This is a genomic window from Enterococcus alcedinis (assembly GCF_014635985.1).
Taxonomy (GTDB): domain Bacteria; phylum Bacillota; class Bacilli; order Lactobacillales; family Enterococcaceae; genus Enterococcus_I; species Enterococcus_I alcedinis.
Window position 1 is genome coordinate 117455 of record NZ_BMDT01000003.1, and the last position, 21106, is coordinate 138560.

Annotated in this window: 15 protein-coding genes; 12 read left to right on the forward strand and 3 right to left on the reverse strand. The window is 36.6% G+C overall.

Annotated features, from left to right (window positions below; translation table 11 throughout):
* Window positions 1-26: 26 nt before the first annotated feature.
* Window positions 27-1334 (forward strand): xylose isomerase, encoded by a 1308-nt coding sequence (gene xylA / locus IEV09_RS05170; RefSeq protein WP_188367203.1) that lies wholly within the window; start codon window positions 27-29, stop codon window positions 1332-1334.
* A gap of 18 nt (window positions 1335-1352) precedes the next feature.
* Window positions 1353-2849: a xylulokinase gene (xylB, locus tag IEV09_RS05175; RefSeq protein WP_188367204.1), complete on the forward strand. Its 1497-nt coding sequence runs from the start codon at window positions 1353-1355 to the stop codon at window positions 2847-2849.
* A gap of 201 nt (window positions 2850-3050) precedes the next feature.
* Here the strand turns inward: xylB and IEV09_RS05180 are convergent, their stop codons facing one another.
* Window positions 3051-3917 carry an AraC family transcriptional regulator gene (locus tag IEV09_RS05180; protein ID WP_188367205.1) on the reverse strand — a complete coding sequence of 289 codons (867 nt, stop codon included), beginning with the start codon at window positions 3915-3917 and terminating at the stop codon, window positions 3051-3053.
* Window positions 3918-3982: 65 nt separating this feature from the next.
* On the opposite strand from IEV09_RS05180, the gene IEV09_RS05185 reads away from it, so the two are divergent.
* The 6 genes from IEV09_RS05185 to IEV09_RS05210 all read left to right on the forward strand — a co-directional run bounded on the left by IEV09_RS05185 (window position 3983) and on the right by IEV09_RS05210 (window position 13841).
* Window positions 3983-5455, forward strand: coding sequence for a glycoside hydrolase family 1 protein (locus IEV09_RS05185; protein ID WP_188367206.1), 1473 nt, complete (start codon window positions 3983-3985; stop codon window positions 5453-5455).
* A gap of 15 nt (window positions 5456-5470) precedes the next feature.
* The gene (locus IEV09_RS05190) at window positions 5471-7471 is read left to right on the forward strand and encodes a beta-galactosidase (protein WP_188367207.1); all 2001 of its coding nucleotides are present in this window, start codon (window positions 5471-5473) and stop codon (window positions 7469-7471) included.
* 148 nt (window positions 7472-7619) lie between these two features.
* Window positions 7620-9011 (forward strand): response regulator transcription factor, encoded by a 1392-nt coding sequence (locus tag IEV09_RS05195; RefSeq protein ID WP_188367208.1) that lies wholly within the window; start codon window positions 7620-7622, stop codon window positions 9009-9011.
* A 204-nt stretch (window positions 9012-9215) separates the two neighbouring features.
* Window positions 9216-10097, forward strand: a complete 882-nt coding sequence (locus IEV09_RS05200; protein ID WP_188367209.1) for an ROK family protein — start codon at window positions 9216-9218, stop codon at window positions 10095-10097.
* Entirely contained in the window at window positions 10094-12358 is a 2265-nt protein-coding gene (yicI, locus tag IEV09_RS05205) for an alpha-xylosidase (protein WP_188367210.1), read from the forward strand. The genes IEV09_RS05200 and yicI overlap by 4 nt, the downstream gene beginning before the upstream one ends.
* A 13-nt stretch (window positions 12359-12371) precedes the next feature.
* On the forward strand, window positions 12372-13841 hold the full coding sequence (locus tag IEV09_RS05210) for a glycoside hydrolase family 43 protein (protein ID WP_229731667.1): 1470 nt from the start codon (window positions 12372-12374) through the stop codon (window positions 13839-13841).
* Between the two features lie 65 nt (window positions 13842-13906).
* On the opposite strand, the gene IEV09_RS05215 is transcribed toward IEV09_RS05210, so the two are convergent.
* Both IEV09_RS05215 and IEV09_RS05220 read right to left on the reverse strand, forming a co-directional pair.
* The gene (locus tag IEV09_RS05215; RefSeq protein ID WP_188367212.1) at window positions 13907-15679 is read right to left on the reverse strand and encodes a sensor histidine kinase; all 1773 of its coding nucleotides are present in this window, start codon (window positions 15677-15679) and stop codon (window positions 13907-13909) included.
* A 2-nt stretch (window positions 15680-15681) separates the two neighbouring features.
* A complete protein-coding gene (locus IEV09_RS05220) occupies window positions 15682-16290 on the reverse strand; it encodes a DUF624 domain-containing protein (protein ID WP_188367213.1) in 609 nt (202 codons plus the stop codon).
* Between the two features lie 244 nt (window positions 16291-16534).
* Between IEV09_RS05220 and IEV09_RS05225 the strand changes: the two genes are divergently transcribed.
* The 4 genes from IEV09_RS05225 to IEV09_RS05240 all read left to right on the forward strand — a co-directional run bounded on the left by IEV09_RS05225 (window position 16535) and on the right by IEV09_RS05240 (window position 21106).
* The gene (locus tag IEV09_RS05225; protein WP_188367214.1) at window positions 16535-17476 is read left to right on the forward strand and encodes an ABC transporter permease; all 942 of its coding nucleotides are present in this window, start codon (window positions 16535-16537) and stop codon (window positions 17474-17476) included.
* Between the two features lie 13 nt (window positions 17477-17489).
* Window positions 17490-18434, forward strand: coding sequence for a carbohydrate ABC transporter permease (locus IEV09_RS05230; protein WP_188367215.1), 945 nt, complete (start codon window positions 17490-17492; stop codon window positions 18432-18434).
* A gap of 218 nt (window positions 18435-18652) precedes the next feature.
* Window positions 18653-20392 (forward strand): extracellular solute-binding protein, encoded by a 1740-nt coding sequence (locus IEV09_RS05235; RefSeq protein ID WP_188367216.1) that lies wholly within the window; start codon window positions 18653-18655, stop codon window positions 20390-20392.
* A 57-nt stretch (window positions 20393-20449) separates the two neighbouring features.
* On the forward strand, window positions 20450-21106 hold the full coding sequence (locus tag IEV09_RS05240; protein ID WP_188367217.1) for an SGNH/GDSL hydrolase family protein: 657 nt from the start codon (window positions 20450-20452) through the stop codon (window positions 21104-21106).

Genomic DNA, 21106 nt, shown 5'->3' on the forward strand with positions numbered 1-21106 from the left:
CAAATAAAAATGAGGAGGAAACAAAAATGGTTTATTTTAAAAATGTAGAAAAGATTCAATACGAAGGGGTCAAGTCAGACAATCCGTTTGCTTTTCGCCACTATAATGCAGAGGAAATCGTCCTTGGTAAGACGATGAAGGAGCACTTACGCTTTGCCGTCGCTTACTGGCACACAATGACACAAGACGGTTCCGATCCGTTTGGTAAACCAGTCAATATCCGTAATTGGTGGGGCGAGACACCGATGGAAACAGCAAAAAATCGCGTAGAAGCCTTTTTTGAAATTTTAGAAAAATTAGGTGTTGAGTATTTCTGTTTCCATGATATTGATGTCGCTCCAGAAGGCGACTCACTAGAAGAGTTCTTCCAAAATATCGACGAAATTACCGATTTAATTAAAGAAAAGATGGATGCAACGGGCATTAAATTACTTTGGAATACGGCGAATATGTTCTCACACCCACGTTTTGTCAATGGAGCAGCATCTTCAAACAATGCCGATGTCTTTGCTTATTCAGCGGCTCAAGTGAAAAAAGGCTTGGATATTAGTAAAAAACTTGGTGGTGAAAACTATGTATTCTGGGGCGGTCGCGAAGGGTATGAATCCTTATTAAACACCGATATGGGTCTTGAACAAGACAACATTGCACGCTTATTTAAAATGGCGATTGCTTACGGTGAGAAGATTGGGCATAAACCACAATTCTTGATTGAACCAAAACCAAAAGAGCCTTCAACGCACCAATATGATTTTGATGCCGCAACATCGATGGCCTTTATTTTGAAATATGGTTTAGAAGGCGACTTCAAATTAAACCTAGAAGCCAACCATGCAACCCTTGCAGGTCATACGTTTGAACACGAATTAAATGTCGCACGTACCTATGATGCACTCGGTTCAATTGATGCTAACCAAGGCGACCCATTGCTTGGTTGGGATACCGATGAATTCCCAACCAATGTTTTTGATACAACGCTTGCGATGTATGAAATTTTAGAAAATGGCGGCATCGCACCTGGGGGCATCAACTTCGACTCGAAAGTTCGCCGTTCTTCTTTTGAAATGGATGATTTATTCCTAGCGCATATTGCCGGAATGGATACATATGCTCGTGGATTAAAAGCTGCTGCGGCATTAAAAGAAGACCGTTTCTTTGATGACTTAAAAGAAAAACGCTATGCGAGTTATCAAGAAGGCATCGGCGCGAAAATCGTCGCTGGTGAAGAAGACCTCGAAAGCTTAACCGCATATGCGCTTGAAAATGATGATATTACATTAGAATCGAGTCATTTAGAATTCGTCAAATCTCGTTTGAACGACTATTTATTCTAAGCATAAAGGAGAAAGAAAATGGCATATGTTTTAGGACTAGACTTAGGAACAAGTGCCTTAAAAGGCTTATTAATGGATGAAATAGGAACCATCGTCGGCAGTGCGACTGCCGACTATCCCTTGATTCATCCGGCATCTGGTTATAGCGAACAAGACCCCAACGAATGGTTAAAAGCGTGCGAAAGTGTCTTTGAACAACTGAGCGCAACCGTGCTTGATTTCGGTCAGCAGTTGGCAGGTATTAGTTTTTCAGGACAAATGCACAGCTTAGTCGTACTTGATGAAGACAACCGTGTCTTACGCAACGCGATTTTATGGAACGATGTACGAACAACGACGCAATGTGAACGCATAATGGCCGATTTCGGTGACGAACTATTAGCGATTACGAAAAATATTGCGTTGGAAGGTTTTACCTTACCTAAAATTTTATGGATACAAGAAAACGAACCCGAACTTTGGGCACAAGTGCGCCATATTTTGTTACCGAAAGATTATTTAGGTTACTGGTTGACCGGTACGATGCATATGGATTATTCCGATGCAGCTGGGACGCTCTTATTGGATGTTGCCAAAAAAGAGTGGTCACAAGCGATTACTGAACAATTTAATATTCCAACGGACTACTTGCCAACCTTGATTGATTCTAGTGGACAAACAGGGACATTAAACCGTCCTTTAGCCGAAAAATATGGGATTCAGCAAGAAGTCAAAATTTTTGCTGGTGGGGCAGACAATGCTTGTGCAGCGATTGGTGCCGGGATTTTAACTGTCGATATCGGTATGGTGAGCATCGGGACATCAGGCGTCTTTTTATCCTACGAAGATCAACAATTACCGACGTACCAAGGCAAACTGCATTTGTTTAACCACGGCATTAAGGACTGCTATTATTCAATGGGTGTCACACTAGCTGCCGGTCATAGTTTGAGCTGGTTTAAAGATACCTTTGCGAAAGATCAAAGTTTTGAAACACTTTTGGCAGGCGTTGATACGATTGAACCCGGAGCAGGTGGCTTATTGTTTACACCGTACATTGTCGGCGAACGCACGCCACATGTTGATAGCCAGATTCGCGGCAGCTTTATTGGCATCGATACGAGTCATACGCTAACGCATTTTGCAAAATCCGTACTAGAAGGCATTACCTTTTCGTTAAAAGATAGCCAACAATTAATGGAAACCATTGCCGGTAAAACTTTTGGAAAAATCGTCTCCGTCGGCGGAGGCGCCAAAAATTCGGATTGGCTACAAATGCAAGCCGATATCTTCAATAGTGAAATCGTCTGTTTAGAAGCAGAAGAAGGACCCGGCTTAGGCGCTGCAATGTTAGCCGCCACAGGACTCGGTTGGTTTGAAGACTTACAAGCTTGCTCAGAAACCTTCGTCAACTACCGACCAGGCGCAACACCAAACCCACAAAACGTGGAAAAATATCAAAAGATTTATCTGGTTTATCAGAAGGTCTATAGCGCAACAAAGGTGATAAGTGAAGCGTTTGGTGACGAGTCATAGCTTCAATTATCCCGTTCAACAAAGGTGATAAAAAGTGTGCTCAGCGACAAGAGACAAGAGGGCATTAGAAAAAATCGTTTTTTGATTTTATTCTAAGGACACTTATCTCCGCAGTCGCTACACTTTTTGTCCTGCTCAACAAAAGAGTTAAAAGCATAAAAAAACAGGTACGTATCGAAATTTTGATACGTACCTGTTTTCTTATTGCAGGGATTGTTTGAATTGATAAGGCGTAATTTTTTCTTGTTTACGAAAAACGGTAATAAAATAGTTAACCGTCTGAAAACCGACAAGAAGGGCTATTTCTTCGATGCTCATTTTGTTTTTTTGAATCATTAGCTCTTTGGCTTTTCGAATCCGATAACTCGCTAAATATTGTGTGGGACTAATATCGATTTGTTCTTTGAAAACTTTATTAACGTATTGAGGGGTATAACCAACAATGTCTGCCATGTTTTGATTACTCAAGTCACTTGCATAAGAGGTTTCAATCAAGTTTAAAATTGGTTGAACGATTTGCTGATATTTAGCACTTGAGTAATGTTTTCGATCGGTATGATTTTTGATTAACATTAAAAATTGATAGACTAGTCCAGAAGCTTCGTATTGATACTCAATGTGTTCTTTTATCTCTTGATCGAGCAATTCTGAAATGAAACGATCAATCGTCGGAACGTTTGTATTTAACAATTGATAATCACCAAACTGAAGTAAATTCATCATATCTTGGATGAGGACACCGCCAAAAGTAAAATAGGCCGTCGTCCAATCGTCTGACAGGGCATAGTAATTGTGGGGAACGCCTTCGTTAATTAAAATACCTGAGTGTTCAGTTAAATGATATTTTTTTTGATTGATTTCTACGATACCTTCACCTTTTTGAGTATGTAACCAATGGACGTAGTGATAGCCTTTTGGGCGTTTAATGGATTCTTGTTGCCATTGATAGCCGAGGCTGTCGACGAATAAAGGAAGACTACGAATTTTTTGACTAAAGCTATAACGCATCAGATTCACCTGTTTCAAATTTTGTAATTTTATGCATAAAAATTGAGATTGCTCTTTCATTGTACGAATCCGTATAATAAATGTAAAGGCTTTATTATAAAAAACGGAACAATTAGGAGGACAATATGTATCATTCGAAACTTGATTCTTTTCCAGATAATTTCTTATGGGGTGCGGCATCAGCTGCTTATCAAATTGAAGGTGGTTGGAATACCGATGGGAAAGGTCTGACAATTTGGGATCAATATGCACAAGTTCCAGGAAATACCTTTGAAAATACTGATGGTAAAGTAGCGGTTGATCACTACCATCGTTATAAAGAAGATGTTCAATTGATGAAAAAAATGGGCTTAAAAGCGTATCGATTTAGTGTTTCTTGGGCTCGGATTTTACCTGATGGAGAAGGAGAAGTGAATGAAGCAGGTGTCCAATTTTATGAAGATTTAATTGATGAATTGATCGAAAATGGGATTGAACCACTGTTGACTCTTTATCATTGGGATTTACCACTTGCCTTACAAGAAAAATATCAAGGATGGGAAGGCCGTGAAACGGTTCAAGCATTTAAAAAATACTGTGAAGTGCTATTTAAGCGTTTTGCTAATAAAGTAACTTACTGGATTACGATGAATGAGCAAAATGTATTTACAGCACTGGGTTATCGCTGGCAAGCACATCCACCAAAAGTGAGTGATGTGAAGCGCATGTATCAAGCCAATCATTTGATTAATTTAGCACATGCAGAAGCGGTAGCCTCTTTTCGTGAGTTTGTGCCAAAAGGGAAAATTGGTCCAAGTTTTGGCTATGGTGCAACGTATCCAGCAAGTAGTCATCCACAAGATGTTCTAGCGGCTGAAAATGGGGATACTTTTAATAATCGTTGGTGGCTAGATGTCTATTGTAAAGGAAGATACCCTGTTTTCATGATGAAACAATTGAAAAAAATGGGTATTGCACCAGAAGTGACAGAAGTAGACGAAAACTTATTGCAATCGGTGAAACCTGACTTCTTAGGAATTAATTATTACCATGGTGGAACCGTAAAAACGAATCAATGGGAAGAACTGACGAAAGAAGCTAAAGAAAAAGAATATTCGAGTATCGATCCCTATCAAATGGCAGCAAAAGAAGGAGAAATTACGATTGAAAGTGGTATGTTCCAAACAATCGAAAATCCACATTTAGAAAAAACCGATTGGGGTTGGGAAATTGATCCGGTTGGTTTCCGGGTGGCTTTACGTAAAGTTTATGCGGAGTATGACTTGCCAGTTCTAATTACCGAAAATGGTTTAGGGGCGCTAGATACATTAACGGAAGACAAAAAAATTCATGATGATTATCGGATTAATTATTTAAAGGATCATTTAATTGAATTGCAAAAAACGATTACTGATGGAGTAGAAGTTCTAGGCTATTGTGCTTGGTCATTTACTGATTTATTAAGTTGGTTAAATGGGTATAAAAAACGTTACGGTTTTATTTATATTGACCGTGACAATCAAGAAGAACGGTCGCTGGAACGGATTCCGAAAGATAGTTTTTATTGGTATCAAAAAGTGATTGAAACGAATGGTGACAATTTAACGAACGACTTATAAAGAGGAGAGATTAACATGGCAGTATTCAAAGAAATGCTATACGGTGGCGATTACAATCCAGAGCAGTGGCCTAAAGAAATTTGGCTAGAAGATATGCAGATTTTTAATGATGCAAAGATGAACTCGGCAACGATAAATGTTTTTGCATGGGCGTTGTTACAACCAGATGAATCAACGTATGACTTTACAATGTTAGATGACATTGTTGAAATGCTTGTGGAAAATAACTATCAAATCGTGATGGGGACATCTACTGCAGCCTTGCCCGCTTGGATGAGTCATCGCTATCCTGATGTGAATCGAACCGATTTTTATGGAATTCCTCATAAATTTGGGCATCGACACAACGCATGCCCGAATAGCCCGACGTTTAGAAAGTATAGTGCTCGTCTAGCTAATAAAATTGCAGAGCGTTATGGACATTTAGAAAATCTTGTTTGTTGGCATATTTCAAATGAATATAGTGGAGAATGTTACTGTGATAACTGTGCGAAAGCATTTCGTATCTGGTTAAAGAAAAAATACGATACGATTGAAGCGATTAATCAAGCTTGGAATACTAATTTTTGGAGTCATACGTTTTATTCACTTGAAGAGATTGTTCCTCCAAATTATTTAGGAGATGGTATTCCAAACGGCAAAGCTTCTTTTGCCGGGTTGTCTTTGGATTATTCACGTTTTAACTCTCAATCGATTATGCAGAATTTTATTGATGAAAGAGAAGCGATTCGCGAATTCGATCCTAAAACGCCAGTGACGGCCAATTTAATGGGTGCCTATAAACCGTTGAATTATTTTGAATTTGCAAAGGAAATGGATATTGTTTCTTGGGATGCGTATCCAAGCTTTGATACACCATTTAGTTATTCGAGTATGATGCATGATTTAATGCGTGGTTTAAAAGATGGGCAGTCTTTCATGTTGATGGAGCAAACACCGAATCAACAAAATTGGCAGCCATTTAATTCTTTAAAACGACCTGGACAAATGAGACAGATGAGTTATCACGCAGTTGCTCATGGTGCCGATACGGTTCAGTTTTTCCAATTGCGTCAATCAGTCGGGGCGGGCGAAAAATTCCATAGTGCTGTAATTGGTCATGTTGGTAATAAAGAGACCCGTGTTCTTAGAGAAGTGACTCAATTAGGTAATGAATTACAAAAATTAGGAGGCGCGTTGCTCGATGCCCGCACGCCAGCTAAAATCGGTTTGATTTTTGATTGGGATAATTACTGGGCATTAGAATACGCGATTGGGCCAAACGTTGAATTGAAATATGTTGACCAAATTCACCATTATTATAAAGAAATATACAAACGTAATATTCCAATCGATTTAATTGCGATTGATAGTGATTTTTCACAATACGATGTCATTTTAGCGCCATGCTTATATTTATTAAATGATAAAACCGCACAAAAAATTGAAAATTATACGAAAGATGGTGGTATTTTCGTAACATCAACGATGAGTGGACTTGTCGATGAAAATGATAACATCCATTTGGGTGGTTATCCTGGGCCACTAAAAGAAGTTGCGGGGATTTGGGTGGAAGAATTTGATGCGATGCCGATGAGTAAAAAAATCCCGGTACACTTTACTGACACAATGGGGCATGGCACGCTATTATGCGATATTATTCATTTAGAAGGCGCACAAGCTATTGCAACCTATGGGGAAGGCGAGTTCTATCAAGGGATGCCGGTAATTACGAGCCATTCATATGGAAAAGGACAAGCTTATTACGTTGGAACTATGTTAGACGATCAGGGAATGGAAACATTATTTAATCAAATACTAGAAGCAACGACACTAACGTCCCTGTATCTACCAGAAGGCATTGAAGTGACTGAACGTTGCAATGACAATGGTCGCTTTAAATTTATTTTAAATCATCTAGGAAAAGAACAGCAGCTGTCGATTGATATCGTTGGGCAAGATTTATTAACGGATGAAAACGTATCGAATGATTTAACAGTTGCGCCATATGGAGTTAAAATTATTAAATTAGCTTAGTCGAATAAGAGAAGGAATATTTGTAAAAGTGTCTATGTCTTTTTACAATTTCCCTCTCTTTTTCTGCCATTCGAAAATTGTTTGCGAAAATTAGAAACTAGCTCATAATAGATATCAGGTCATAAATAGAGGAGATTGGAGGAATAAAATGAAAAAAGTGTTAATTGTTGATGATGAGGCTGCGATACGCGAAGGGATTCCTTATGTTGTCGACTGGGAGTCACTTGGTTATCAAATTATTGCTTCCGCAGAAAATGGATTAGTTGGTCTGGAGATGATTCGAAAATATCAGCCTGATTTAGTGATGCTAGATATTCAGATGCCAGCCAAAACAGGATTGGAAATGGTTAAAGAGGCTCAGGAAGAGGGATTTCATTTTCATTCGATTATCTTATCTGGTTACTCTGATTTCGAATACGCCAAACAAGCTATTAAGCTTGGAACGGCATCATACTTGCTCAAACCGATTGATGAAGATGAATTATTAATTATTTTAGAAGAACTTTCTAAAAAAGTCGATCAGGAAAAAGCAGAAGAAGAACGATATATGGTATTAGAGAAATTATTTGGAAAAGACCAGACTGGTTTTGAATCCTATAAATATGGTCAATTGATTCAGTCCCAAAGTGCCCGCAGTCAAGGAGTCAATCATCTAGATCATCCTACAGAAATTAAAGTCCTTGATTTTTATCATCAAAAGCAATATTACCAGCTTTTTTTAGCGAATCACGAGATTGTTCAGCAAGGTTTAAAAGAAGTTGGTCGAGAAGCGGTTATTGTGACGCCTTGGATGCCGATTAAGCATAGTTTAAAACCGCTTGTCTCAGTTATCTCGGAGCTCAAAAAATATCGCTACCTCTACCCTAAAGGAGAACTTTCTTATACTTTTTTAGAAAAACAAAAAGCAAAGATGTCATTTGAGGACGACTTACTTGAAGAAATGCTCAAACAATTTTTAAATATTAATCAACTTCTAAATTTATGGGAACCATATAAACAAAATTATTTTTATCAACAAAAACCAGAAGAAGCGATCAAATGGCAAGCGCTGCAAGATTTAGACTGGTTAACCCAGCATATTCAAAGCAAGTTTTCAGTCGAATTGATTTGGGAATCCAAAGATGTACAAGGTGATATTTACCAAACGAAATCCATCACTGAATTAATTAATTTAATGAAAAAAGAAATTGAAAAAATACAACTGGATGTGTCGAACCAATTAAATAGCCAAGATATCATTTCTGAAATGAAGCATTATACGCAAGAAAATTACCAAAAAGATTTATCCTTAAAAATTATTGGTGAACGTTTTAATTATAATAGTGCTTACTTGGGGAAGAAATTTCGGAAAGAAACCGGAAAGACCTACTTAGCTTATTTGGAAGAAATTCGAATGGAAAAAGCCAAAGATATTTTATTACACTCGAATTTTATGGTTTATGAAATCGCTGAGATGGTTGGTTATAGTAATGTTGATTATTTTTATAAAAAATTCAAAAACCATTTTCATCTTTCACCGAATGAATTTCGGAAAAATTAAACTATGGCAAAAATCTATCTACACTTTAGTTTTTAGAATGTATAGATAAAAAACATCTAACAAAAGTCAGATGTTTTTTTATTTTCTTGAAAATAACTAGTTTTAACTGTATAGATGTCTAAATTAGGTGGTAGGTTTTTAAAGAGAGCTTTTATATAATGAAGTTGAACAATTGAAAGCGCTGTAATGGAAGGGGTTTAATAAATGCGTCTATGTTTAGATGTCGGTGGAACGTATATTAAATATGGTCTTTTTAATACTGCTGGACAATGGGAAATTCAAGGGAAAGTTACTACTCAACGTCAAAGTATCGATGATTTTTTCGATCCGATTTGCCAGTTAATAGCAGAGATTGAGAAGACGTATCAGATAACAGCTATTGGTTTAAGTTTTCCAGGATTTATTAATCAAAAAACAGGTGAAGCAGTTTATTCCGGGGCGATTGCACCATTACATGGTAAAAATATTTGTCATGAATTATCGCAACGTCTAGTAAAAACGTATCCTATTTTTATTGAAAATGATGCTAATTGTGCTGCATTAGCTGAGATGTATTCGGGTAATGCTCAAGAAACGGAATCATTTGTCTTGTTAACGCTTGGAACCGGTGTTGGAGGTGCGATTGTTGTAGATGGTCAGATCTTATCTGGCGCTCATTTTCGTGGTGGTGAATTTGGAATGATGGTGACTGACTTTCACCAAAACAGCTATCGTTCGTTGCATGAGCTTGCTTCAACAAGTGCACTAATGACGGAGTATCGTCGAGTTAAAGGAGATTCATTTATACAGGAAGAAGCTATTTTTTCTGAAATTGATCAACCAGGCATACACGAAGTGATTGAAAATTGGAGTCATTATGTAGGTATTTTAATTTATAACTTATCCGTGACACTTGATCCACAAAAAATATTAATTGGTGGTGGCATTAGTCAAAACGACCGATTAATTCCCATAATCGAAAAAGCATTAGAACAGAATCCTTATTGGCACGATTTTAAAGTGCCATTAGTTACATGTTTACATCATAATAATTCAGGTGTTTTAGGCGCTTTACATTTAATTGAAACTCAAGGAGGAAGAAAATGAAGTATTCAGATGGTGGATGGTTATTTAAAGAAGGATATGAAGTCAAATTTGCGGTGCATGTATACGATGCTCGTCAAACAAAGGACCAATTAACATTGTATTTACCTTATAGTTATGTTTCAAATAAAGGGGCAACGTTAGATGGTGGTTTATTAACAATGGAAGTGAAGTCACCAAGAGAAGATATCGTCGGTATTAAATTATATAACTACAAAGGCGTTCAAGCCAAAACGCCTGAATTTGAATTGTTTACGGAAGAAATCACGCCAGTTATTACTGAAAATGAAGAGATATATACTTTCCAATCTGGGAAGTTACGAGTAGAAATTACAAAAGGTGAAGGATTAACGACTTCTTTTTACTATGAAGATCGTTTGTTAACATCTAGTAATCCTCGTAGTAAAGCGCTAGTCATTGATCCAAAGGGGAAAACACACATCAGTGAGCAGTTAAATATCGGCGTCGGTGAGCTCGTTTATGGTCTAGGTGAACGTTTTACACATTTCGTAAAAAATGGTCAGAGTGTTGATTTATGGAATGCAGACGGCGGAACAGGGACGGAACAATCGTATAAAAATATTCCTTTTTACATTAGTAATGCAGGCTATGGTGTTTTTGTTAATTCACCTGATCGTGTGGAATTTGAGGTTGGTAGTGAGAAAGTTTCAAAAGTCCAATTTAGTAATCCTGGTCAATCATTAGAGTACTTTTTGATTGCCGGTGATGACATGAAGGCTGTCATTGAAAAATATACAGATTTAACAGGGAAACCAAGTTTACCACCTGCATGGTCGTTTGGCTTATGGTTAAGCACATCTTTCTTGACAGATTATAACGAAGAAACGGTTAATTCATTTGTCGATGGCATGTTTGAAAGAGATATTCCATTGGAAGTCTTCCACTTCGACTGCTTATGGATGAAAGAGTATGAATGGTGTAACTTTATTTGGGATGAACGAACGTTCCCAGAACCAGAAAAGATGCTGCAACGTTTAAAAAATAAAGGCTTAAAAATTTGTGTTTGGATTAATCCGTATGTCGGTCAAAAATCACCACTATTTGATGTAGGGATGGAAAATGGTTATTTCTTAAAACGTGAGAATGGCGATGTTTGGCAATGGGATAAATGGCAAGCAGGATTAGCGATTGTGGACTTTACTAATCCAGCGGCTGTGGCGTGGTACACTGGTCACTTGAAAGATTTAATGGCGATGGGTGTCGATAGTTTTAAAACAGATTTTGGTGAGCGGATTCCAACAGATGCGATTTATTTTGATGGTTCGGATGCAGAGAAAATGCATAACTATTATGCTTATTTATATAATCAAATTGTTTTTGATACGGTGAAGGAAGTTAAAGGTGAAAGAGAAGCAATTGTCTTTGCTCGTTCAGCATCTGTCGGCTCACAACGCTTACCAGTGCATTGGGGTGGCGATAGTACGTCTGATTACCCATCAATGGCAGAATCACTGCGTGCTGGGTTATCCTTTGGTTTAGGTGGTTTTGGTTATTGGAGTCATGACATCTCAGGCTTTGAGGCAGGAGCAACACCAGATCTGTACAAACGTTGGACACAGTTTGGTTTACTTTCTTCTCATAGTCGCTACCACGGCAGTTGGGAATATAAAGTGCCATGGATTTATGGTGAAGAAGCGGTTGATGTGGCGCGTAAATTTACAAAGTTAAAGCTATCATTAATGCCGTACTTACAAGCACAATCGGTCTATACTGCGAATAAAGGAATTCCAATGATGCGACCAATGGTATTAGAATTCCCAGAAGATGAGATGACACATTCACTTGATCGTCAATACATGTTGGGTGATAGTTTACTCGTAGCTCCAATCTTTAATGATACTGGTGAAGGTTCTTTCTATGTTCCAAAAACAGTTGGACTCTGGACGGATTACTTAACAGATAAAAAATACCTTGGTGGTCAATGGTACAAAGAAAACTATGACTATTTCCATTTACCATTACTTGTACAACCGAACCAAATTATTGTGGAAGGATCAATTGATAATCAAGCAGAATATGACTACGCAAAAAACACACGTATTCATGTCTATGAATTACAAGATCAAGCAAGTACAACAGTCTATGATGTAGCAGGAGTGAAGGCTGGAGAAGTTACAGTCGTACGTACCACGATCGAATCATTTGAAGTAACGATTACAGGATTAGGTGATGCGACGATTGTCTTACATCAAGACGATCAAGTTGTAGAAAAACACGTCTCAGAAGGCACGCAAACGTTATAAAGGAGCGTATATGATGGAGTTTAAAAATCCAATCTTACCAGGATTTCACCCAGATCCAAGTATTTGTTGTGTAGATGATGATTTTTATTTGGTGACTAGTACGTTTGAATTTTTCCCAGGACTACCTATCTTTCATAGTAAAAATCTTATCGATTGGACATTAATTGGACACGGAATTGAACGCGAGTCACAATTAACATTATCAAATAAGAATCCAAATGCTTTTGGCCTGTATGCCCCAACAATTCGTTATATTAATAATCGTTTTTATATTATTTGCACGAACGTTCCGCATATTGGGCAAGGAACGGGTAATTTTATCATTTGGACAGATGATATTAAAGGTGCATGGTCAGATCCGATTTGGATTGATCTGCCTGGAATCGATCCATCACTGTTTATGGATGATGATGGCACAGTTTATTATACCGGAGCAGATGGGGGAATCTTTTTAACAGAAATTGATTTGGTAACCGGTGAAACAACAGAACGTCTAGATATTTGGGCAGGGACTGGTGCAGCCGATCCAGAAGGTCCACATATTTATAAGAAAAATGGTTATTATTATTTAATGATATCTGAAGGTGGAACCTCTTATGGTCATATGATTGTCATGGCTCGAAGTAAAAAAATCACGGGCCCCTATGAAGCGTTTGAAGGAAATCCAGTATTAACGAATCGTAGTAGTAACTCTCCGATTCAAGCAATAGGTCATTCTGATTTAGTTCAGGATGCAAACGGTAATTGGTGGGCGGTCTGTTTAGGTATCCGTCCGATCGCCTATCCTCGAGCCCATTTGTTAGGTAGAGAGACATTTCTTGTGCCTGTAGTGTGGAAACGAGATTGGCCTGTCTTTGGTGAGGAAGGCCAAGTTAAAGAAATAATGAGTGGACCTTTACCGCAAACGATAAAACAAGAAATCATAAGAGAAAAATTGGATTGGTTGACACTATTTGGTGGAAACGCACCTTACATTTCAGAGACACAATCTGGTTTTGAACTTGTGCCATCAAACAATAACCTTTCAGATAATCAACCGATGGCTTGGATTGGGGTTAGACAACAACACTTTAATTTTCATTTTTCAGCAACCTTGGTTACACCATTAGTTAACGGAGAGATTGGAGTAACAGCCTTTTTAAATCCAACACACCATTATGAGATTTACTTAGAACGAGATTCAGTCTTATCTTTAAATTTTCGTCGTCGAATCGGTTCGTTGTGGAAAACAGAAAAAACAATCCTATTAGTAAAAGAACCAAAAGAAGTGACGTTTATTTTAGAAGGAACACCGTCTACTTATAAGTTTTCTTACCAAGTGGATCAAGAGGAGATTGAAAGAATCGGTGAAGGTGAAACACACTATTTAACAACTGAAGTTGGAGGTGTTTTTACCGGGATAATGCTTGGGATCTATGCATCAAATCCATTAAGCGATGGGAACAGACTCCGAATGGAAAAAATTAATTATTATGAGAAATAAAGAGAGAACAGGTCAAACAGTATTTTTGTTTGATCTGTTCTCTTATTTAAAATTAAAAATATTTCTTAAGAAATATTTTTAATCAACAGCGAAACGGTTGTACCTTCTCCGATAATACTGCTGATTGTCAGACCATATGCTTCACCGTAATACATTTTCACACGATGATTTACATTGCTAAGACCAATACTTTCCTTTGAATTTGAAGAAGATGCCTGAATTTTTTGTTGTAATAATTGAAGTTCTTTAGGATGGATTCCAATTCCGTTATCTCTGATTTGGATTTCAATGTCGGTATTCTTTTTTAGCACCGAGAGCTCAATTTTTCCATTTGAAGTGAGACCTTCCAAACCATGACTAACAGCATTTTCAACTAAGGGTTGAATGAGTAGTGGCAGCATTTGGACTTCTTTAGCATTCAGCGTATTATCAACAGTATATGAATAATTGACACGTTCCCCAAAGCGCATCCGTTGAATTCGAACATACGTATGGACAAATTCCAGTGATTTTTCAAGAGTTGTTAGTTTTGTCCCGTGTATTTCTAAAGTATAGCGAATCGATTTTCCTAGTAACTTAATTGCGTATGCCACATCAGAATTCCCAGATTTGAGTGACATCATACGGATCGTTTCTAATGTATTGAAAAGAAAATGAGGATTAATTTGACTAGCCAACAATTTATAATCCATTTGTTGTTGTTTGTTTAACAGTTCTTGTTCAAGTATTTTAGAACGATAAATTTCTTCTTCTTTTTGATGAATGTGATGAATAATCTTATGGAAATCCAGTGATATTTTTGATACTTCATCTTTCCCACTGACATTTTGTAATTGATCATACTGTTCAAGTGACGCATAGTAGACAGCAGATTGTAATTGTTGAATACGATTTGAGAAAAATCGTGCAAATAAAACAATGATACAGAGTGTTGCTAGTAGAATGATCAAAATAATACTTCCCCAGAGAAGCATATTTTTCTTTAAACTAGTATAAGCTTGATAGTCAATAGAATAAAAATAAATCCGATCGGGTGAATTTAATAATTTTAATGAATTGACTGCGACAACCGCCAAAGGGCCCTCTGTTTTTTGCATTACTTCTTTTGGAGTAATTGTTTTTTCTAGTTTGAAACTGGGAACATTACCGACGTGTTTAAGTTCATCGTTATAAAATAAAGGATCATCATTTAGTTGTAGCTCTAAATCATAGGCTGAAGTCCGTAGCTGATTACTTAAAAAATTGTAATCTAATTGCAGGGATAAAATTGCTTTTTCGTTTGATAATGGAAGTGGTAATGATTTAAATAAAAACAAATGATTTGGCGTTTTTTCATCAGATTGTGTCATCCAAAAAGCACTTGATTGCGTATAAGCTTTTTGAAACCAATCTGTTTTTTCGATGCTCTCATCGACTTGAGTAAAGTATGTGTAGTTAGGTATGGTTTCATTTGTTACGTAGATTGTGATGGTTGACATGGAGGGTTGTAAATCTCGAATATTATCTAGAACTAGATAATTATTGATTGCAACAATGGCCTCGTTTTCTGTTTGATAATTCGTTGTTAATAAGTCACGTAGGTTTAAATCATTCGATAATGTAGTGGCTGTATTTAAAAAAGTGTTTGTTGTATTAAACACGGTTGATTTTGCTCGTTGGGTGTTGAGTGCCGCAAGGTGTTTATAATTTTGCAAAAGTTGCTGTGTTGAGTCATAAATTAAAAACGTACCAATGAACATAGTCGCTAAAAAAATAAGTGGGACGTAAACAATAAATAATTGTTTTTGAATAGAAACAGAGCTCAGGCGTTGAGCTAATCTCAGAATAAATCGTTTCATAATCAGGCCTCATATTTCTTGAAAATCGTTAAAAATAAAAAAGCGAAACAGTAGCTCGTAAAAGAAAAACCAAACAATGCCCAAATCAATCGTAATCCTGGAATCAAAGAGAGCAGTGCAGCGATGGTGATGGATACAAGAACAAATAGTAGTGATCGAAAAGGTTCGGTAAGCGGTAAGTAAAGGGCATTTTGAATTGTTTGCTGGAATGGAGCATCAAAACGTCCAATTAGTGCTAAACCATAAATTAAAGCGAGCGCTAAGTAAAATGCAATGAATAGGGCGATAATTCCAACCAACATGGAAAAAATCGAAGAGTTGAGTTTAATCCAAAAAATACCGCTATAACTAAGTGCCACAATTGGGAGTAAAAGTGATAGAAATATGAGCGAAGAATATTTCCAATTTTCTTTTATATGTTTAAAAAAACCTATTACAAGATAGCCTTTTTCGTGATCTGCATAGTGCATAGTGACCGAAAACAAAGCCGAAGTTGCGCTACCAATGGTGATAATTGGTAGACAAACAATTAAGTAGCAAATATTTAGCACAATAAATTGAGAAATGGTTGTTGTTATTTTAAAAAAAGTACTATCGGGGTTGAATTTCATAGTGATTCTCCTTTTTTGAAGTGTTCTTATCTACTTTACATTTTACTCTGTATCGAGTGTATATGAAAGGTTACAAAAAAAATAGAAAACGTTCTCTTACGTTGTTAAATCAACCTTTTTAATATTTTCGAGCATAAAATGAACTAAAAAGTACGTAAAGAAGTGTATTTTTAACCGGTTTCAAAGAATTAGGAGGGTGTTATCATAAATGTATTAAGCGGTTACAAATAATAGGGGGATTAAAATGGAATTAGAACGTTCGAAACCAAAAATATTTGGAAAACAAAAAAATAGAGAAGGAAAAATTATGTTCTTATGTATTTTACCTTTTCTATTACTGGTTTTTGTTTTTTCATATTTTCCGCTACATGGCTGGATTTATTCATTGTATGACTATAAACCAGCTTTAGGCTTAGGAAGAAGTGAATTTGTCGGGTTGCAATGGTTTAAGATGTTAATTTCTAGTCAGACACAAATTGATCAAATTGTGCAAGTCTTAAAAAATACGTTTGCGATGAGTTTCTTAGGTATTGCGACATCAATGTTACCAGTGTTTTTTGCTATTTTTTTAAATGAAATTAAATCTAAGTGGTTTAAAAATATCGTTCAAACATTGACAACGCTACCAAACTTTATTAGTTGGGTATTGGTTTACACGATTGCTTTTAGCTTATTCTCAACAACGGGTTTAGTAAATACTTTGCTACAAGAGTATGGTCTCGTAGATGAGGCAGTGAAGTTCTTGGACAGTGGTAAGAATACATGGTTAGTAATGACGCTATGGAATTTATGGAAAGGTCTTGGTTGGGGAGCAATTATGTATCTTGCAGGTATTTCTGGTATTGATCCGGAACTTTACGAATCTGCTCGAATTGATGGTGCCAATCGTTTTCATTTAATGCGCTATATTACCTTACCAGCTTTGATGCCAACCTATTTAGTAATGTTAATGTTATCAATTGCCAATCTATTAAACAATGGGATGGAACAATATTTCGTCTTCCAAAATGCCTTCAATAAAAATCAAATCCAAGTACTTGATTTATATGTTTATAACTTAGGGATGGGTGGAAACAGTCTATCTTTAGCAACGGCTATTAGTATGCTGAAAAGTTTAGTTTCAGTTGGTTTACTCGTATTTGTTAACGGAGCATCGAAAAAAATCCGTGGAGAATCAATTATTTAAGGGGGCTATATAAATGGAACTTTCGATAGAAAAGAATGAGTCGTATAAGAGAAAGAAAAAGGCGTTATCAAGTGAAGACAAGGTCTTCAATAGTTTTAATTACTTGTTTTTCGCATTAATTACGATTATTTGTGCGTATCCTTTTTATTATCTAATTATCAATTCAATTAGTAATAATGAATTAAGTGCCTTGGGGCAAGTTCGTTTTTGGCCCACAGAAATTCATTTTGAAAACTATAAAGAGGCATTGCAATTAAAAGGGCTACCACTAGCTGCGGCTGTCTCAGTTGCGCGAACAGTGATTGGGACGGCAAGTACTGTTTTAGCTTCCGCTTTCTTAGGATTTATGTTTACTCAGCAAAAAATGTGGAAGCGAAGATTTTGGTATCGTTTTATCATTGTGACGATGTATTTTAACGCGGGTTTAATTCCGATGTTTATTACGATGAAAAATTTAGGTTTAACGAACAGTTTTTGGGTCTATATTTTACCAGCGATTGTCCAACCATTTAATATTATTTTAGTGAAAACTTATATTGAATCAATACCAAAATCATTGCAAGAAGCAGCCGAAATGGATGGGGCAAATATTTTACAAGTCTTTTTCAAAGTAATTTTACCAAACTGTACCCCAATCTTAGCAACTGTTGCCATTTTCTCGGCAGTTGGACAATGGAATTCTTTCCAAGATACACTGCTTTATATTACCGATCAAAGCTTATACTCTTTACAATACCTACTTTACATGTTTATCAACCAAGCAAGCTCATTAGCTCAAATGGTTAAGAATACAGCAGGGTCATCACTTTCGAATATTGCTTCAGCTGCAACGACACAAACACCGACGTCGATTCGAATGACGGTATCTATCATTGTTGTGTTACCAATTATGTTTATTTATCCGTTGTTCCAGAAATATTTTGTTAAAGGCATTATGTTGGGAGCAGTTAAGGGATAGTTTATTAAAAAATGGTTTTACAAATGTTTGAGACATGGATAATCACTTACTCATGATTTGATATACTGGAAAAAATTAAATAAAGATAGCCATTGGGTAAGCCGGAAAATGACTCGAAAATTAAAAAGAAAAATGTATGTAATTGAAGAACCTCCTAAGCCAATTTATTCGGTTAAGATTAAATGAATAAAAACAAAAAACGAAAAGAGGAAATAAAAATGAATCGTTTTAAAAAATTTATGATTTTTGGGGCATTAAGTGTAACACTCCTGAGTGGGTTAGCAGCATGTGGGAAATCAGAAGCTGAGGAGAAAAAATCTTCTAAAAATGCAGACGGTACATACGAAGAAACAATTACTATTGATGTTTTCGATGGTTTAGCAAACTATATGGGAGTACAAGAAGGTTGGTTTGCCAAAATCGTTAAAGATAAATTTAATATGGAATTAAATATTATCGCACCAAACGTCGCTGGGAATGGCGAGACGTTGTATCAAACAAGAACAGCTGCCGGAGATTTAGGAGATTTGATTATTGTAGATAAAGGACAGCAGTATAATGAACTTGTACAGGCTGGATTACTATATGATATGACAAAATATTATCCTGGTATGAAGAACATGGCTAGATTTGATGAAGCAGTTCAAAAGATGAATGAAGGAACGGATGCGTTGTATGGATTTCCAACTTCTGTGTCATCAATTCCCGCTACTAGTCCTTCGGAGGGATTAGAACCGACATTTGGAGCTTATTTAAGATGGGATTTGTATGGAACTCAAAATTATCCTAAAGTTGATACATTAGAAGATTTATTACCTGTTATTAAGTCGATGCAAGATGAAAATCCTACAAATGAGTCTGGAAAGAAAATCTATGGTTTTTCTTTATTTTCTGACTGGGATGGAAATATGCTGAATGCGGGAAAACAATTAACAACATATTATGGATATGATGAAAGTGGTTTTGTTTTAGCTAAGGCAGATGGTTCAGACTATCAAAGCATTTTGGATAGTGATTCAGAATATATTCGTGCTTTAAAATTTTATTTTGAAGCAAAACAAATGGGCTTAGTTGATCCAGAATCTACTACACAAAACTATGATACTCTATATGCTAAGTTTCAAGATGGACAAGTATTATTCTCTTGGTGGCCGTGGTTAGGGCAAGCAGCTTTCAATACACAAACAAATTTAAATGCAGGAAAAGGTTACATGATGGTTCCGATTGAAGATCAAAAAATATTTTCTTATGGAGCAGAAGTATATGGTGGCAAACAATTTATTGGTATCGGTTCTAATGCAGAAGATCCGGAGCGTTTGGCTGATTTTATTGACTGGTTATACTCTCCCGAAGGAGTATTAGCGAATTCTTCACAGACAAGTGGAAGCAGTGGGCCAGAGGGGCTGACATGGGAGATGAAAGATGGAGAACCTGTGCTAACTGATTTTGGTAAAAAGGCATTATTAGACGGTGATGCAAACATGCCTTCAGAATATGGTGGTGGAACATATAAAGATGGAGTTTCAGCGTTGAACATTAATACAGTATTACCGATTGATGAAAACCCTGAAAATGGATTTTCGTATAGTTATACACTTTGGGAAAGTTATCAGAGAGATAATACGAATCCAGTTCTTGAAGATTGGTCCTCACACATGGATGGAGCAGTAACAACAATGGAGTACCTTGAAAAAAATAATCAACTATTGGTCGCTCCGGGTGCTAGTTATGTGGCTCCAGAAGATAGTGCCGAGATTTCGACTTTACGAAATCAAGTGAAGTCCACAATTGTTGAATATAGTTGGAAAATGATATTTTCTAAAGATAATAGTGAATTTGAAACACTTCTAAATGAAATGCAAAAAACGGCAGATGGTCTAGGTTATCAAACAGTTTTAGAATTTGATATGGAAAATGCAAAAGCGCAAAATGAACAACGTGTCGCAGTTTCAAAATAAAAAAGGACGGAGGCTTGGATGCAAAAAAGCATCCAAGCCTTTTTTGGAGGGAATAAAATGACGCTCGGAAAAAAATCAAGGTTGCTCTTTGTAGGCGATTCTATTACAGATAGTAATCGTAATTATGAAGCAATCCCTGCTGGATGGTCTTCATTTGGAGATGGCTATGTCAATCTAATTAATGCGTACACAACTGCACTCTTGCCGGATAAAGAATATATGGTAGTGAATAAAGGGGTTAGTGGAGACACGATTGTGGATTTGAAGTCGCGTTGGCAACAGGATGTATTGGATTTTAAACCTGATACCGTGACCATTATGATTGGGATTAATGATGTATGGCGTCATTTTGATGGTACTTTTTGTCAAAGCGAATTCGTTCATCCGACAGTATTTGAACAAGTTTATCGTGAGTTGATTGAAGAAACACTAGCAAAGGGCATTAAAGTTTTTCTAATGTCACCTTTCATGGTAGAAGCAAACCATCAAGATCCGATGCGATCAATGGTGGACGATTATCGTTCCATTGTCAAAAAATTATCCGAAAAATACCAACTAGTCCATGGTGATGTGCAAAAAAAAATCGATCAATTCCTGAAATATCAATCTTCGTATGTGTTAAGCAGTGATCGGGTGCACGTCTCATTAGCGGGGCATTTACTGATTGTACAAGAATGGCTAGAAATGACAAAAATCATAGAGAATGAGGTGTAG